This window comes from Marinicauda sp. Alg238-R41 (assembly GCF_947331485.1).
GTDB lineage: Bacteria > Pseudomonadota > Alphaproteobacteria > Caulobacterales > Maricaulaceae > Marinicauda > Marinicauda pacifica.
Map to the genome: position 1 here is coordinate 332,058 of NZ_CAMZOJ010000003.1, position 13,678 is coordinate 345,735.

Sequence of the window (13,678 nt, forward strand, 5' to 3'; positions counted from 1 at the left end):
ATATGAGCGGCGATTTCCTGGCGAGTTGGCACGAGGCGGCCCGCACGAGTCTCGGCCTGTTCTGGATGGCGTTCTGGGCTTTCGGACTGGGCTATCTCATCTCGTCTATGATTCAGGTCTTCGTGACCCGCGAGCGAATGCAGAAGAGCATGGGCGAGAGCGGGCCGCGCAGCGTCGCACTGGGCAGTCTCTTCGGCTTTATCTCCAGCTCTTGCTCTTTCGCAGCCCTGGCCACGACCCGCTCCCTGTTCACCAAGGGGGCAGGCCTGGTGCCTGCCCTGGCCTTTCTTCTGGCCTCGACCAATCTTGTCGTTGAACTCGGCATCGTGATTGCGGTCTTCCTCAGCTGGCAGTTCGTGGTTGGCGAGTATGCCGGCGGAATTCTGCTCATCCTGCTCATGTGGCTGGTTGTACGGCTCACCTACCCCAAAGCGCTGGTGGACGGCGCTCGCGAACATGCCCGGCAAGAAGAAAACGACGAAGATTCGGCTGAGCCTGAAGACTGGAAGTCCCTGATCGCCAGTGTCGAGGGCTGGCGGCGTGTCGCAACGCGCTACTTCATGGAATGGAAGATGGTCTGGAAGGACGTCACGGTCGGGTTCACCGTTGCCGGTGCAATCGCGGCCTTCGTCCCCCGGCGCTTCTTTGAAACCCTGTTTGTCGGGTCGGGAAGCGAAGCCCCTGCGTTTTGGCAGGTCGCGCTACAGGCATTGATTGGCCCGGTCGCGGCTTTTTTCACCTTCATTGGTTCCATGGGCAATATCCCGCTTGCGGCAGTCCTCTACTCAAACGGGGTCAGCTTTGCCGGGATTATGGCGTTTATATTCTCTGATCTGGTCGTCTTCCCGGTACTTCGCATTCAGGCGAAATACTATGGATGGAAGATGGCTTTCTACATCCTCGGCGTGTTTCTTCTCGTGCTCGTCGCCACAGCGCTCGTCATGCACTACGCATTTGCCGGACTTGGGATCCTGCCTGACACAAGCTCGGCGCAGAGTGTGACCGACCGCGAATTTTTCGCCCTGGACTATACGCTCATGTTCAATCTCGCCTTCCTCGCCATGAGTGCGGTCTTTGTCGCGTGGAAGGTGCGCGCGAGCGGGTTCAGCTTTGCGCTCAGCGCCGACTGGAGTGAGCGCGTGCTGCTCGCATTGGCGGTGATCGCCTTCGTCTGGCTGGGCGCCGGCCTCTCATTGCCGCTGTTCATGGCGCATCCTGGGTAAAGAAGGACGGAGACTGGCCATGCGATCGTCGCGGCAGCGCATCTTCCTCGATGCGATGATGATGCAGGAGCCGGCCTGGCCGATCGTAAAGCGTATCGAATCACGATTTCGCGACGCGATCACGCTGAACGTGGGCCCCGGCGTCTGGGAGGAAATTAGCCACCCCCGGGTGCCGCGCTTTGTGCGCGATCGCGTTGAGCCCCTCACCCTCCCAGTCGACGCTGGCGCACATCCTGCGATCGAATCGCTCACCGCTGAGCTTGGGGCAGTCCTTCGTGGCGATGCAGCCCGGTCCTTTCGACACGAAAAGGATGCGCGCAACTTGGCTGAAGCCGCCGTCCTGGGCGGCATCCGCTTTCTGACAGAGGACCGGCATCTGCTGCGCCATGCAGCAGAAATCGGGTCCCTATCTGGGCTCGAGGTTGTGGATGCCGAGACCTTTCTGACCAGGCTGGAGGCTAGCGCGCCATACGGCTCGTGACTGAGGCAGAAAATATTTTTTCGTCACGATTGAACCAAACTGGTTAAGATGCGTTAACCTTACCCGAAGTCTCGGTAGGGGGTTATGGTTTTGGCCGGACGCACTCAACGGCGCACTTCTGACGCAAAAGCGCTCGGCGCACACGTGACCGGATGGTTTGCAGTGATCGCTGGCACGGCTTTGCTGGCTGGCTGCGACCTTGTGGAGCGCCGCGGTGAAGCCGTCTACGAGGCCTGTCTCTACGACTCTCAATACTCCCACAGCTCTCTGGCTTGCGAATGCTACGTGGACGAAGTGTCCAAGTCGCTCACGCGGGACGACTGGAGCCGATACGACGCGATGGCGAGCCGCGGATACTATGCCGACAGCGAGCGCTTGCAGACGATGTTTGATGGGTCGCGCTATGGGATATTCGAAAGCGCAGCGCGCCGCTGCGGCCTGAACCTCTTCGCCCCCGAACGCGTGATCGTAGAAGGAGCCGACTTCGGAGAGAGCCCGGTCGGCTTCGATCGCGGCTACGCGGACTATCCCGGCGGACCCGGCGCCGGTGTTTTCGACGGATTTCCCGGCGTGCAAGAACGCCGGTGGGGGCGCCGCGATGGTTTTCCCGTCGAGCCCTGGAGTTACCACATCGAGGAAGACTCTCTGTTCCCGGTGTGTGTCTACGGCCTGGATCGGCGTGAGCGTTGTCTCTCGCGCGAGGAAGCCGCTCGACTCTATAACGATGGCGCGCGCTACTGGCTGCTGCGCGGGGATGCCGAACTCGCCACGCTGGATCTGACGCGCTCGACGCGTAGCAACGATATTCGTGTTCCGCGGCGGGATCCCAACGCGCCGCCCACGCGCCGCTATTACGAATACGACACGCTTTCAGCACGCCGGGCGATGGAATACTGGAATTATTCCATCGATTGGGGCCGCCCCTTCGGCGCCCAGTCGGCTCTCATGGCTCAGCGCCGGCTGCAAGCTCACATGGTGCAGTGTGAATCCTCGACCGACGGACTCAGCCTGCAACGCATCTCGCGCACGGGCCCGGGTGTCTCCGGCGACGTGATCAGCCTGCAATTGCGTCAGGCCGCCCTCGCCTCCCTTGGCTACTATTCTGCCGATGTCGATGGGCATTACGGTCCGGCTACACGCGACGCGGTTCGCGGATTTCAGCGCGAACTGGGCTATGACGAGACGGGAACGCTGACGCCGCGCCAAACGACCTTGCTGATCTGCCATGCGGCTCAGACTGCACGCGATCCCCATCTCCAGAATGCGCTTGGCATCATGTACGCGACCGGGCTTGGCGTCGCCCGCAACGCCGACCTTTCCCTTGAGTGGTTCGAGACGGCCGCGCGCCGAAACGATGCGGACGCTTACTTCAACCTGGCTATCGTGTTCGGGACGGGCGCAGTGCTCGGCAGTTATCGTCTCTGCGGAATAGTTGAAAACCCGGAGCGCGCTGACGCCTACCTGCGCGATGCGGCCTCGCTCGGTCACCCGGTCGCTCTTCGGTGGCGCAGTCACCCCGAGTTCCGCCGACAACCAAGCGCTGAAGCGCGCTGGATTCTCATATCTAACCGCCTCGAGCAAGCTGCGGCGGAAAGTGATAGCGACTTTTACCTAGACTGGCGCAGTCAAATCGACGTCGACCGGTTCGACAGAGCCTCGCTGTCCTGCCTCGATCCGGAAACAGGAGTTACCCATGCCCAATACTAAAGCCCGCGTGACCGCGCTGTCCGGTTCGAAGCTGGCATGGCTCGCCGTTCTCGCCGCATCGAGCATCGTACTGAACGGCTGTGCCAGCGGATATCACCACGCCGATGGAAGCCGCGTACACGAACACTATGCCGAGCCTGGAGTTGTCCCCGCTGCGGACGAGTTCTCGGTTGAAGCGGCCCAGCGCATCTGCTCCATCGACGCGCTTACCACCGCGCGTGACGAGATGCGGACGGTGATCCGGAATGTCGCGTTCGAAGATTATGATGACGATTTCTTCTACGACGAGCCGAACCAGTCGCGCACGACGAGCGAACGTATCGAGAGCCGGTCAGCGGTTACCGCTCGCCCGTATGGACCGCAGACCGAGGCGGTCGAGCTCGTACGCAGCTTCGAGACCGATCTGGATGCCGCGTACCGGTTTGCGACCTCCTCGTGCCAAGCCTACGCGATGTGCATGCATCAGCAGGCCTATGAAGAGTATGCGTGTAACGAATCCCGTCTCCAGTGGCGCGAATCTCAGGTGAACTTCAATCGTCTCTCCGAGAGACTGGCCGAGATTCGCCTGGAGATCAGCCAGACCTGCGCGGATTGCCGCTTTCGGGTCCCGGGCCCTCACCATCGCCCCTATGGAGGTGGAGCTTACGGTCCCGGCTACGGGGGGCATGGCGCGTATGACCGCGGATATTGCCGCGACGGCTATTGTGGCACCCATTCATCATACCACCAGCCCGACTGCGACAACATCCTAGGGGACGTTTTCACGACGAGCACCTGCAACTACCCCCGGCCGCGCACGCGTCCCTATTATCCGCGCTACTAGACGTCAGGCCGATTGTTAAAATGACATGAGAAAAGGGGGCAATGGCCCCCTTTTTTTACCCGCATCCGACTGAGATTACGTGTCGTTTCTAGATGTCGGCGCCAGGCGGCATTGCTTCAAGATCCGTCTCACAACGCTGATTGTCGATGCGGCGCTCGCGTGGGTAGAATTGAGCGCAGCCTGTTTCAATTTGCCAGATTTCAGCGTCCTGCCAAGGCCAGCGCGTGACCTGTTTTACCGTCAGACGCGTCTCACCAGTGGCTTCACGCGAAACATTCATGACCCAGCCATGCCCGTATCGATCGGACGCCAGGCGGGCCCCAAGGAGCTGGCTTGGCGCCACAAATTCAAGGGCAACCGGCCTCTGATCAAGTCTGGCACTGTCGAGGGCTTCACTATCAGCATCGACATGAATGACGCGGTGATCCGCACAATAACTCAAGGCCTGCGCGTCCACCCAGATCGAGCGGGTGCTTACCTGATCGCGCAGCCAAGGCCAGCGTGTACCGGCGACGATCTCGACGCCTTCGACATAGCCGGAATCATCGACTGATATCTGGTGAATAAAACCGTCATGCCCTGGCCACGAGAGGCGCGCATTCAAGGCCTGATCGAGCTCAATGGTCTCCAGCGCAAGGCGGCTATCATCTATTTCTCCGGCAGGCGGAGCGGTCATCGCGAGCCCTGATGCCAAGGCGCCGAGTCCTGTCGACCCAATTGCGGCCAGTTCGAAAAATGCGGTCTGCATGCAGCCTCCCTCTTTGTTTTAGGAAAGGCGCCACGATGGTTTCGTGTTCCAAACTTGTTCGATCAAGCTCAGCCGAGGTGTGTCGGGAGGTCGCGAGTCTGCTAGACCAGACCGACAACCAGCGCGGAGTCGCCCATGTCTGTTTTCGTCGTGCCCGTTCCGGAACCTGTTGTCATCGCCTGCGAGGACGGCAAGAGCTTTCCGGTCCGGCGGATCTACTGCGTAGGACGCAATTATGCCGAGCACGCGCGGGAAATGGGGGCTGACCCCGACCGGGAACCGCCTTTCTTCTTTACCAAGCCGCGAGATGCGGCCGTGACGTCGCGGGAAGTGCGCTATCCGACGGTCACGAAGAATCTTCACTTCGAAGCGGAGCTGGTTCTCGCAATCGGTAAAGGCGGCCATGCCATCAGCGCGAGCAGCGCGGCCGGCCATATCTATGGCTGCGCAGCCGGCGTGGATCTGACCCGGCGTGATCTGCAGGCGGAAGCCAAGAAAGCGGGACGCCCCTGGGATACCGCCAAAGGCTTCGATCAGTCTGCGCCGATCGGCCGGATCAGCCCGGGTCTCCCGGACATGGACGGCTTCATCCAGCTCCGCGTAAACGGCGATGTGCGGCAGCGCGCAAGGCTGAGCGACATGATCTGGTCTCCCGCAGAGGTGATCGCACACCTGTCGCGACTGTTCGAGCTGGCACCGGGCGACCTGATTTTCACCGGTACGCCGGCCGGAGTCGGACCGATCGAACCGGGAGACCGCGTGGATATGGAGATTGAAGGGCTGCCACCACTCTCCTTCGAGCTGATCTGAGGGCGGTGCAATTGACGCGGGTGCGTCGAAGCGCTTCTCTCTTTCCATCCTTCCTGCACGCGGAACCGTGCCAAAATATGAGGGGAATACTCATGAGATCGATCTGGCTTTCAGGGACGGCCGTTGCCGCCCTTTCACTGGCGAGCATCAACGGCGCAGCCTGGGCCCAGCAGGCAGAGTCACAAGACGCGCGCGCCTTCCTCTCCGACGCTGAGGCTGAACTGGCTGAAATGTCAGAATACGCGGGCCGTGTTTTCTGGGTGCAGAACACCAACATCACCTATGACACGAACTGGCTGGCCAGCCGTGTGGGCTCGGAGAGCACCCAGCTCGCAGTCCGGCTGGCGACCGAGGCTGCCCGCTTCGATGGCGCCGAGCTCCCTGACGACCTGCAGCGCAAGATCGATATCCTGCGGGCCGGCATCACAATCCCCTCCCCGAACGACTCTGAGGTGGCAGACGAACTCGCCGAGATCACGACGCGCCTGGACTCCACCTATGCCACCGGGACCTATGAGATCGATGGCGAGACGCTCGACCTGGGCGAGCTGTCGAATATCATCGAGACCAGCCGCGATCCCGAAGCGTTGCGCGAAGCCTGGGAAGGCTGGCGGACGATCTCGACACCGATGGCGGCCGACTATGCTCGTATGGTGGAGATCGCCAATCAGGGGGCCCGCGACCTCGGATTCGAGAACCTGGCCGAGATGTGGCTGTCGAACTACGACATGCCCGCCGACGAGATGGAAGCGGAGGTCGCACGCCTTTGGGGACAGGTCGAGCCGCTTTACGAAGAGCTTCACTGTTATGTCCGCGCTGAGCTCAACGAGGAATATGGCGACGAGGTTCAACCGGCCAACGGACCGATCCGCGCCGACCTGCTGGGCAATATGTGGTCGCAGAGCTGGGCGAATATCTATCCGATCGTCGCACCTGAGGGCGATGCCGACCCGGGCTACGACCTGACCCAGATCCTGCAGGACCGTGAATACGATGCCCTGAGGATGGTGGAGACCGGCGAGAATTTCTTCTCCTCCCTCGGCTTTGAAGAGCTCCCCGAGACATTCTGGGAGCGCTCGATGATCGTCCAGCCGGACGACCGGGATGTGGTCTGCCACGCCTCGGCCTGGAACGTGGATAATGTCGACGATATCCGCATCAAGATGTGCACGGAAATCAACGCGGAAGACTTCAGAACGGTTCACCACGAGCTCGGTCACAACTATTATCAGCGGGCCTATAACGGGCAGGATTTCCTGTTCCGCAACGGGGCCCACGACGGATTCCATGAGGCGATCGGCGACTTCATTGCTCTGTCGATCACGCCGGAATATCTGCAACAGCTCGAGCTGATCGAGCAGGTTCCCTCGGCCGATGCCGATCTGGGTCTCCTTCTCGATACCGCGCTCGACAAGATCGCTTTCCTGCCGTTTGCGTTGACCGTGGACCAGTGGCGCTGGAGCGTCCTTCGCGGCGATATCACACCGGATGGCTATAATCAGGGATGGTGGGACTTGCGCACCGCCAATCAGGGCATCGTGCCGCCGGGTCCTCGGCCGGACGATGCCTTCGATCCCGGCGCGAAATACCACATCCCCGGCAATACTCCGTACCTGCGCTATTTCCTGTCTTACATCCTGCAGTTCCAGTTTCATGAAGCGGCCTGCGAGATGATCGGCTGGGAAGGCCCGCTGCACCGCTGCTCGGTCTATGGCAACGAGAAGGTCGGAGAGCGATTCAACGCGATGATGGAGATGGGTCAGAGCCAACCCTGGCCGGAGGCATTGGAAGCCTTCGCTGGCACGCGTGAGATGGATGGCTCCGCGATCATCTCCTACTTTGAACCGCTGATGAACTATCTGGATGAACAGAACCAAGGCCGGGAGTGCGGCTGGTAGCCCAAAGATCTTCGGTAGTTAAACGGGGCGGCTCTGCTGAACGGAGCCGCCCTTTTTGTGCACAGGCGAGCGATCTTGCCCTGAACCGGTCGTACGGATAGACCGCAAGTCGTGCAGAGGACACTTTCATGAACGACTCGTTCAAAACATCGGTCGACCTGAGCGACGAGGACATTCACTGGTCCCCGGAAGACGGGCTCTCTTACGGAAGCTATCTCCAGCTCGACAGGATTCTGTCGGCCCAGTTGCCGCTGAGCGAAGAGCATGACGAGCTCATGTTTATCGTCATCCACCAGGCCAGCGAACTGTGGCTGAAGTTATGCCTGCACGAGCTGGATGCGGCGATCGCCCACGTGGCTAATGGCGACACGCGGCCTGCGATGAAGATGCTCGCCCGCATCGCGCGCATTCAGGAAAACCTGACCCAGTCCTGGTCGGTTCTGGCGACGATGACTCCATCCGACTATCTCTCCTTCCGCGACAAGCTTGGCCAGAGCAGCGGCTTCCAGTCGGCTCAGTACCGCGCGTTCGAATACCGGCTCGGCAACAAGAACCCTGCGCTCGCGCGCGTGTTCGAGAATGAGAGCGACGCATCCGCACTCGTTGAACGCGCCCTCGCCGCGCCCAGCCTCTATGACGAGACATTGCGCTTTGCGGTGCGTCAGGGCATGACGCTGCCTCGCTCGGTCACGCACCGCGAATGGCGCGAGCCCTACGAACCCAGCGAGGCCGTGGAGGCAATGTGGCGCGAGGTTTATCTGGATACCTCACGCTGGTGGGAGCTTTACGAGTTCGCCGAAAAGCTGGTCGATCTTGAACAAAAGTTCCAGCAATGGCGCTTCAATCATATGAAGACTGTGGAACGCATCATCGGGTTCCGGCGTGGGACCGGAGGATCAGGGGGCGTCAGCTACCTGGTCAAGGCCTTGGAGATCCGCCTCTTTCCCGAATTGTGGACCGTTCGAACCCAACTTTGAGGAGGCCCGGGCCTTGCGTCAGTTCTTTATCTTCATCAAGTGCGAGCTTGGCCATACGTATGAGGTCGCGGCCGAGATCGTCGACAGCCTGGCAGAGACGCGCCAGGTCCACTCTGTTTCGGGCGCATACGATCTGCTCGCGCAGTTCGCCGTCGAGAAGGAAGCCGACATCGGCCGCTTCGTGAACACGAAGGTTCAAACGATTTCCGGGATCAAGGACACACAGACGCTGATCTGCTTCAACGCGTTCACCTCCGACAAAGGACTTGGCGAAGCCTAGATGCATTTTGGTGTTTTCGACCTGTTCAAGATCGGCGTGGGTCCGTCGAGTTCTCATACTGTCGGTCCGATGAAGGCTGCGCGCCTGTTTCTGGAACGCGTCGACGAGGAAGGCCGCCTGGACGCGATATCGCGCCTGCAGGTGGAAGCGTATGGATCGCTTGCTCTGACCGGGTCCGGGCACGCCACGGACAAGGCCATGATGTGGGGACTGGAAGGGATCGCCCCGGAGGCGGCGGATCCTGACCGGATGCCCGCCATGATCGAGCGAATCCGCGAGGACAAGACCCTCAACCTGCTGGGCCGGAGATCGATTGCCTTCGATCCCGAAGCCGACCTGGCCATGAAAGGTGAGACCCGTCTTCCCTTTCACTCAAATGCCATGAAATTCATCGCGCTCGATGCAGCAGGCGATGTTGTACGCGAAGAGATCTGGTACTCGATCGGCGGCGGATTTGTCATTGACGAGGCCGAGGCCGGGCGCAATTCTGCCGCCGAGGCTCTCAAGGGCGAACCCTTCCCGTTCGATAGCTGCGAAGAGCTGCTGGAGATTTGCGACCGCGAGAACAAGTCGATCCCTGACGTCATGATGGCCAATGAAACGGCGTTCCGCGACGAGGCGGAGGTGCGCACCCAGATCGAGTCCGTGTTTGGCGCGATGGAAGATTGCATCGAGCGAGGGACCCGCATCGAAGGCGAGCTGCCAGGCGGACTGAAGGTGAAACGCCGCGCGCCGGGGATGCGCAAGCGTCTGATGGCCGATGCGGCGCGGGCCGAGAGCGATCCGCTTGCCGCGATGGAATGGGTCAATCTGTGGGCCATGGCGGTCAACGAGGAAAACGCGGCCGGCGGCAAGGTGGTCACCGCCCCGACGAATGGCGCAGCGGGGATTATCCCGGCTGTAGCGCGGTATTTCGACCGGCACTACAGGCGCAGCGAAGATCCCGATGCGCTCGTGCGCTTTTTCCTGACCGCGGCCGCAGTCGGGGCGCTCTACAAGAAGAACGCGTCGATCTCGGGTGCCGAGGCTGGATGCCAGGGCGAAGTCGGTGTCGCCTGCTCGATGGCCGCAGGCGGACTGGCGGCCGCGCTGGGCGGAACGAACCGGCAGATCGAGAATGCGGCCGAGATCGGCATGGAGCACAATCTGGGCCTGACCTGCGATCCCGTAGGCGGGCTGGTCCAGATTCCCTGTATCGAGCGCAACGCCATCGGGGCGATCAAGGCGATCAACGCGGCCCGGCTCGCCATGGTGGGGTCGGCCGAATACAAGGTGCGCCTCGACCAGGTGATCGCGACCATGCACCAGACCGGCCTCGACATGGCCGACAAGTACAAGGAAACGAGTACGGGCGGTCTGGCCGTCAACGTGCCGATGTGCTGACCGCCTGAGATTCCGGTCTCCGGCGGGACAACGACTCCTACTACTATCACGACTATCACGCGGCTGCGGACAAGAGCGTGGATGCGTGCCGGGCCTCAGCGATGAGACAGAGCCTTGCGACTATAGCGTCGCGAGTGGCCGGGGTGGATAGACCGCGCGCTCCGAGACCGGATGCGACTTTGGGCCTGGAACCGCAGCCGCCTCTCTTGCCCCCTCAAAGCCGAATGCGTATCCCGGCCTGAAGCGGGGCAGCATCGCTGTCGCCCGGGTCCGAGCGCGGGATGGCGCGACCTCACCGGAGCCTTTGTCGTCATGCGCAGCACGCCCGACCGGGTCCGCCAGGCCCTCAGCTTCGAGGCGATCGGCCTCGTCATCGTCACGCCGCTCTTTGCCTGGCTGTTCGATCGCCCGCTGGCAGAGATCGGGGTGCTTTCGCTGGTCAGCGCCACCATAGCCACGGCATGGAATTATGTGTTCAACCTGATCTTCGATCATGTCCTCAACCGCTGGCGTGGCACACCGCGCAAGACATTGCGTCTGCGTATCCTTCACGCGATCGGTTTCGAAGCGAGCCTGGTGATCATCCTGCTACCCGTCTTTGCCTGGTGGCTCAGCCTGTCCTTGCTGGATGCGCTCATCATGGATAGCTCCTTCGCCCTGTTCTACATGGGCTATACCTTCGTGTTCACCTGGGCCTATGACTCGATTTTCCCGCCGGAGGGAAAGCGGGAACCGGATATAAAAAGCCCCGGATGAGCTGGTCACCCGGGGCATAATCGATCGACTTTTTGTCAGCAGGCTCAGGCAGCGACGCTGTCGGCCACTTTGTAGCTGGCTTCTGTCGCCTGGGCGATTTCATCCAGGGTGACGCCCGGCGCAAGCTCGACCAGCTTCAGCCCGCCTTCGACCACGTCGAAAACGCCAAGCGTGGTGATGATGCGGTCGACGCATCCCGTGCCGGTCAGCGGCAGGGAACACTCCTTCAGGAGTTTGCTTTCGCCGGCTTTGTTGGTGTGGTCCATGATCACGACGACGCGCTGCACGCCGGCGACGAGATCCATGGCCCCGCCCATGCCCTTGACCATCTTGCCGGGGATCATCCAGTTGGCGATATCTCCCTTTTCCGACACTTCCATCGCGCCGAGGATGGACAGGTTGATGTGTCCTCCCCGGATCATGGCAAAGCTGTCGGCCGAGCTGAAATAGCTGGTCTTCTTGAGCTCGGTGATGGTCTGCTTGCCGGCATTGATCAGGTCGGGATCGACTTCGTCCTCGCGCGGAAACGGGCCCATGCCGAGCATGCCGTTCTCCGATTGGAGCGTGACGTCCATATCATCGGGAATGAAGTTGGCGACCAGGGTCGGAATCCCGATCCCCAGATTGACGTAGAAGCCGTCCTGCAGCTCTTTCGCGGCGCGTTCGGCGAGTTGTTCGCGGGTCCAGGCCATGTTCTGTCTCCTTCTCGCTCAGGCGCGCGTCGTGCGCTGTTCGATGCGCTTCTCGTGATCGCCCTTGATGAGGCGCTTCACGAAAATAGACGGGGTGTGGATGTGATCGGGGTCAAGCTCGCCCGGTTCAACGATTTCCTCGACCTCGGCAATGGTCACCTTGCCGGCCGTGGCCATCATCGGATTGAAGTTCCGGGCTGTCTTCCGGTAAACGAGATTGCCCTCGGTGTCCGCTTTCCAGGCTTTGACCAGGGAAACATCGGCGATGAGCGCGGTTTCCATGATGTAGGTCTCGCCGTTGAACTCCTTGTGATCCTTGCCGTCTGCGACCAGAGTGCCGACGCCGGTCTTGGTATAGAAGGCCGGAATACCCGCACCTCCGGCCCGGCAGCGCTCAGCCAGCGTGCCCTGGGGGTTGAATTCCAGCTCCAGCTCTCCGGAAAGAAACTGCTTCTCGAACGTCTTGTTCTCCCCCACATAGCTGGAGATCATCTTCTTGATCTGGCGCGTCTGAAGCAACAGGCCGAGGCCGAAATCGTCCACGCCCGCATTATTGGAAATCACGGTGAGATCCCGGCTTCCGCTGTCGCGCAGAGCCGTGATCAGATTCTCCGGAATGCCGCACAGGCCAAAACCGCCTGCCATGATGGTCATGCCGTCAAACAGCAGGCCGTCGAGTGCAGCGGCCGCATCGGAATAGACTTTCTTCAAGGAAGGCTCTCCCTCGCCGATTAGATTTCAACGTTCGTTGAATAAGAGGACTCCGGGCCGTTATATCGTGCCTGCCTGCGAAAGCCAGAGGCGAAATGTTCAGGCCTTGCTGGAATCGCCGATATCACGTCCTGCCTGCCGGTCGATCTCCACAGCAAGCGCGCCTCCGAAGAACACGGCATAGGAGGCCCAGTAAATCCACAGCAGGAAGACAATGAGCGCGCCGAGCGGCCCGTAAGTGGTCGGATTCACAATCGTTGACACATAAAGTGTGAAGCCCTTGGAGATAGCGAGCCAGATCAGCGTCGCGATGGCCGCGCCGGTAAAGGAGGCGCGCCAGCTGGTCTCCCCTGCCCGCTGCATCACGTAACGGTAGAGCAGGCCGAGCGCGAGGATCATGGTCCCACCGGCAACCGTCCACTCATTGATAATTGGCGATATGTCCGCCTGTGCAAAGCCGAGTGCGGACAGGAAGGGCCGCAGGAGGTTAGGCACGGTCAGAATCAGCAGGTTGGCGCCGATCAGCAGGAAGCCGGCTGCGAGCACCGCGCCCATCGCGATCAAGTTGAAATGGACGATGTTGCGGATATCGCCCTTGCGCGCGATCTGGTTGAGGCCGGCGATGATGGCCTTGGCCCCGCGTCCGGCAGCGAACAGAAGGATCGCGATCGCAACGAGGCTCTGAACTGTCAGCGAGAGCGTCGGCGTGCCGGCAAGATCGGAAACCATGCGCTGGATGAACTGATAGGCGGTCGGCGGCATGATCTCGGCGATTCTGAGCGCACTGAGCTGGTTGAGCGCGTCCGAGGCGGAAAACATCAGACCGTAGACCGAGGCGCCGACCAGCACGGCCGGAATCAGGGCGAGCAGACCAAAGAAGGACGCGCCGCCGGCAAACAGCATCACTTCGCGCGCCATCATACGGTTTATGGCTTTCACCCCGATCGCGATCGGAGGAATGGCCATGGCGCGTTCCGACACCTCCTGGCCAAGCTTGATCAGCTTCCTATGCATCAAAGCCGTCCGGTCTCATTATTCGCCCCTGCCGGACATGGAAGCGCCGGCCGCAAGAACGGCCGGCGCTTTCTTCAGGTGAAGCCCTGAAAGAAACCGCCGGCAGCGCGAGGGACTGACATAGAGTTTGCCGGCGGGTTCGGAAAGGAGCTTGTGTTCTGGCGTGTGAACGCCG

Annotated in this window: 14 protein-coding genes; 10 read left to right on the plus strand and 4 right to left on the minus strand. The window is 61.0% G+C overall.

Translation table 11 applies throughout. From position 1 onward, the window contains the following. Positions 1–2 precede the first annotated feature (2 nt). The 4 genes from PGP17_RS13545 to PGP17_RS13560 all read left to right on the plus strand — a co-directional run bounded on the left by PGP17_RS13545 (position 3) and on the right by PGP17_RS13560 (position 4,234). Positions 3–1,223, plus strand: a complete 1,221-nt coding sequence (locus PGP17_RS13545) for a permease (protein ID WP_270375877.1) — start codon at positions 3–5, stop codon at positions 1,221–1,223. Positions 1,224–1,242: 19 nt separating this feature from the next. Beyond that, positions 1,243–1,704 (plus strand): hypothetical protein, encoded by a 462-nt coding sequence (locus tag PGP17_RS13550; RefSeq protein WP_270375878.1) that lies wholly within the window; start codon positions 1,243–1,245, stop codon positions 1,702–1,704. Positions 1,705–1,848: 144 nt separating this feature from the next. After that, complete coding sequence (locus tag PGP17_RS13555; RefSeq protein WP_270375879.1) at positions 1,849–3,411, plus strand: peptidoglycan-binding protein; 1,563 nt, start codon at positions 1,849–1,851, stop codon at positions 3,409–3,411. After that, the gene (locus tag PGP17_RS13560) at positions 3,398–4,234 is read left to right on the plus strand and encodes a hypothetical protein (RefSeq protein ID WP_270375880.1); all 837 of its coding nucleotides are present in this window, start codon (positions 3,398–3,400) and stop codon (positions 4,232–4,234) included. Before PGP17_RS13555 ends, PGP17_RS13560 begins: the two co-directional genes overlap by 14 nt. An 88-nt stretch (positions 4,235–4,322) precedes the next feature. Here the strand turns inward: PGP17_RS13560 and PGP17_RS13565 are convergent, their stop codons facing one another. After that, positions 4,323–4,982 carry a hypothetical protein gene (locus PGP17_RS13565; RefSeq protein WP_270375881.1) on the minus strand — a complete coding sequence of 220 codons (660 nt, stop codon included), beginning with the start codon at positions 4,980–4,982 and terminating at the stop codon, positions 4,323–4,325. Positions 4,983–5,117: 135 nt separating this feature from the next. On the opposite strand from PGP17_RS13565, the gene PGP17_RS13570 reads away from it, so the two are divergent. The 6 genes from PGP17_RS13570 to PGP17_RS13595 all read left to right on the plus strand — a co-directional run bounded on the left by PGP17_RS13570 (position 5,118) and on the right by PGP17_RS13595 (position 11,086). Beyond that, positions 5,118–5,792 carry a fumarylacetoacetate hydrolase family protein gene (locus tag PGP17_RS13570; RefSeq protein ID WP_270375882.1) on the plus strand — a complete coding sequence of 225 codons (675 nt, stop codon included), beginning with the start codon at positions 5,118–5,120 and terminating at the stop codon, positions 5,790–5,792. A 92-nt stretch (positions 5,793–5,884) separates the two neighbouring features. Beyond that, positions 5,885–7,690 carry a M2 family metallopeptidase gene (locus tag PGP17_RS13575; RefSeq protein ID WP_270375883.1) on the plus strand — a complete coding sequence of 602 codons (1,806 nt, stop codon included), beginning with the start codon at positions 5,885–5,887 and terminating at the stop codon, positions 7,688–7,690. A 128-nt stretch (positions 7,691–7,818) separates the two neighbouring features. Next, the gene (locus tag PGP17_RS13580) at positions 7,819–8,667 is read left to right on the plus strand and encodes a tryptophan 2,3-dioxygenase (protein WP_270375884.1); all 849 of its coding nucleotides are present in this window, start codon (positions 7,819–7,821) and stop codon (positions 8,665–8,667) included. A gap of 13 nt (positions 8,668–8,680) precedes the next feature. Beyond that, complete coding sequence (locus PGP17_RS13585; protein WP_270375885.1) at positions 8,681–8,947, plus strand: Lrp/AsnC ligand binding domain-containing protein; 267 nt, start codon at positions 8,681–8,683, stop codon at positions 8,945–8,947. Further along, on the plus strand, positions 8,948–10,330 hold the full coding sequence (locus tag PGP17_RS13590; RefSeq protein ID WP_270375886.1) for an L-serine ammonia-lyase: 1,383 nt from the start codon (positions 8,948–8,950) through the stop codon (positions 10,328–10,330). A gap of 312 nt (positions 10,331–10,642) precedes the next feature. Beyond that, positions 10,643–11,086, plus strand: a complete 444-nt coding sequence (locus tag PGP17_RS13595) for a PACE efflux transporter (RefSeq protein ID WP_270375888.1) — start codon at positions 10,643–10,645, stop codon at positions 11,084–11,086. 44 nt (positions 11,087–11,130) lie between these two features. On the opposite strand, the gene PGP17_RS13600 is transcribed toward PGP17_RS13595, so the two are convergent. From PGP17_RS13600 to PGP17_RS13610, 3 genes are all read right to left on the minus strand, one after another. After that, positions 11,131–11,778: a CoA transferase subunit B gene (locus PGP17_RS13600; RefSeq protein ID WP_135943716.1), complete on the minus strand. Its 648-nt coding sequence runs from the start codon at positions 11,776–11,778 to the stop codon at positions 11,131–11,133. A gap of 18 nt (positions 11,779–11,796) precedes the next feature. Further along, positions 11,797–12,489 (minus strand): CoA transferase subunit A, encoded by a 693-nt coding sequence (locus tag PGP17_RS13605; RefSeq protein ID WP_270375889.1) that lies wholly within the window; start codon positions 12,487–12,489, stop codon positions 11,797–11,799. 99 nt (positions 12,490–12,588) lie between these two features. Further along, positions 12,589–13,503, minus strand: a complete 915-nt coding sequence (locus tag PGP17_RS13610; RefSeq protein ID WP_135943718.1) for a YihY/virulence factor BrkB family protein — start codon at positions 13,501–13,503, stop codon at positions 12,589–12,591. Positions 13,504–13,678: the final 175 nt, after the last annotated feature.

Excerpts from the sequence above, each read along its gene's own strand:
- PGP17_RS13610 (WP_135943718.1), bottom strand. The coding sequence starts at position 13,503 with ATGCATAGGAAGCTGATCAAGCTTGGCCAGGAGGTGTCGGAACGCGCC.
- PGP17_RS13590 (WP_270375886.1), top strand. The coding sequence starts at position 8,948 with ATGCATTTTGGTGTTTTCGACCTGTTCAAGATCGGCGTGGGTCCGTCG.
- PGP17_RS13545 (WP_270375877.1), top strand. The coding sequence starts at position 3 with ATGAGCGGCGATTTCCTGGCGAGTTGGCACGAGGCGGCCCGCACGAGT.
- PGP17_RS13565 (WP_270375881.1), bottom strand. The coding sequence starts at position 4,982 with ATGCAGACCGCATTTTTCGAACTGGCCGCAATTGGGTCGACAGGACTC.
- PGP17_RS13575 (WP_270375883.1), top strand. The coding sequence starts at position 5,885 with ATGAGATCGATCTGGCTTTCAGGGACGGCCGTTGCCGCCCTTTCACTG.
- PGP17_RS13550 (WP_270375878.1), top strand. The coding sequence starts at position 1,243 with ATGCGATCGTCGCGGCAGCGCATCTTCCTCGATGCGATGATGATGCAG.
- PGP17_RS13560 (WP_270375880.1), top strand. The coding sequence starts at position 3,398 with ATGCCCAATACTAAAGCCCGCGTGACCGCGCTGTCCGGTTCGAAGCTG.
- PGP17_RS13570 (WP_270375882.1), top strand. The coding sequence starts at position 5,118 with ATGTCTGTTTTCGTCGTGCCCGTTCCGGAACCTGTTGTCATCGCCTGC.
- PGP17_RS13595 (WP_270375888.1), top strand. The coding sequence starts at position 10,643 with ATGCGCAGCACGCCCGACCGGGTCCGCCAGGCCCTCAGCTTCGAGGCG.
- PGP17_RS13580 (WP_270375884.1), top strand. The coding sequence starts at position 7,819 with ATGAACGACTCGTTCAAAACATCGGTCGACCTGAGCGACGAGGACATT.
- PGP17_RS13600 (WP_135943716.1), bottom strand. The coding sequence starts at position 11,778 with ATGGCCTGGACCCGCGAACAACTCGCCGAACGCGCCGCGAAAGAGCTG.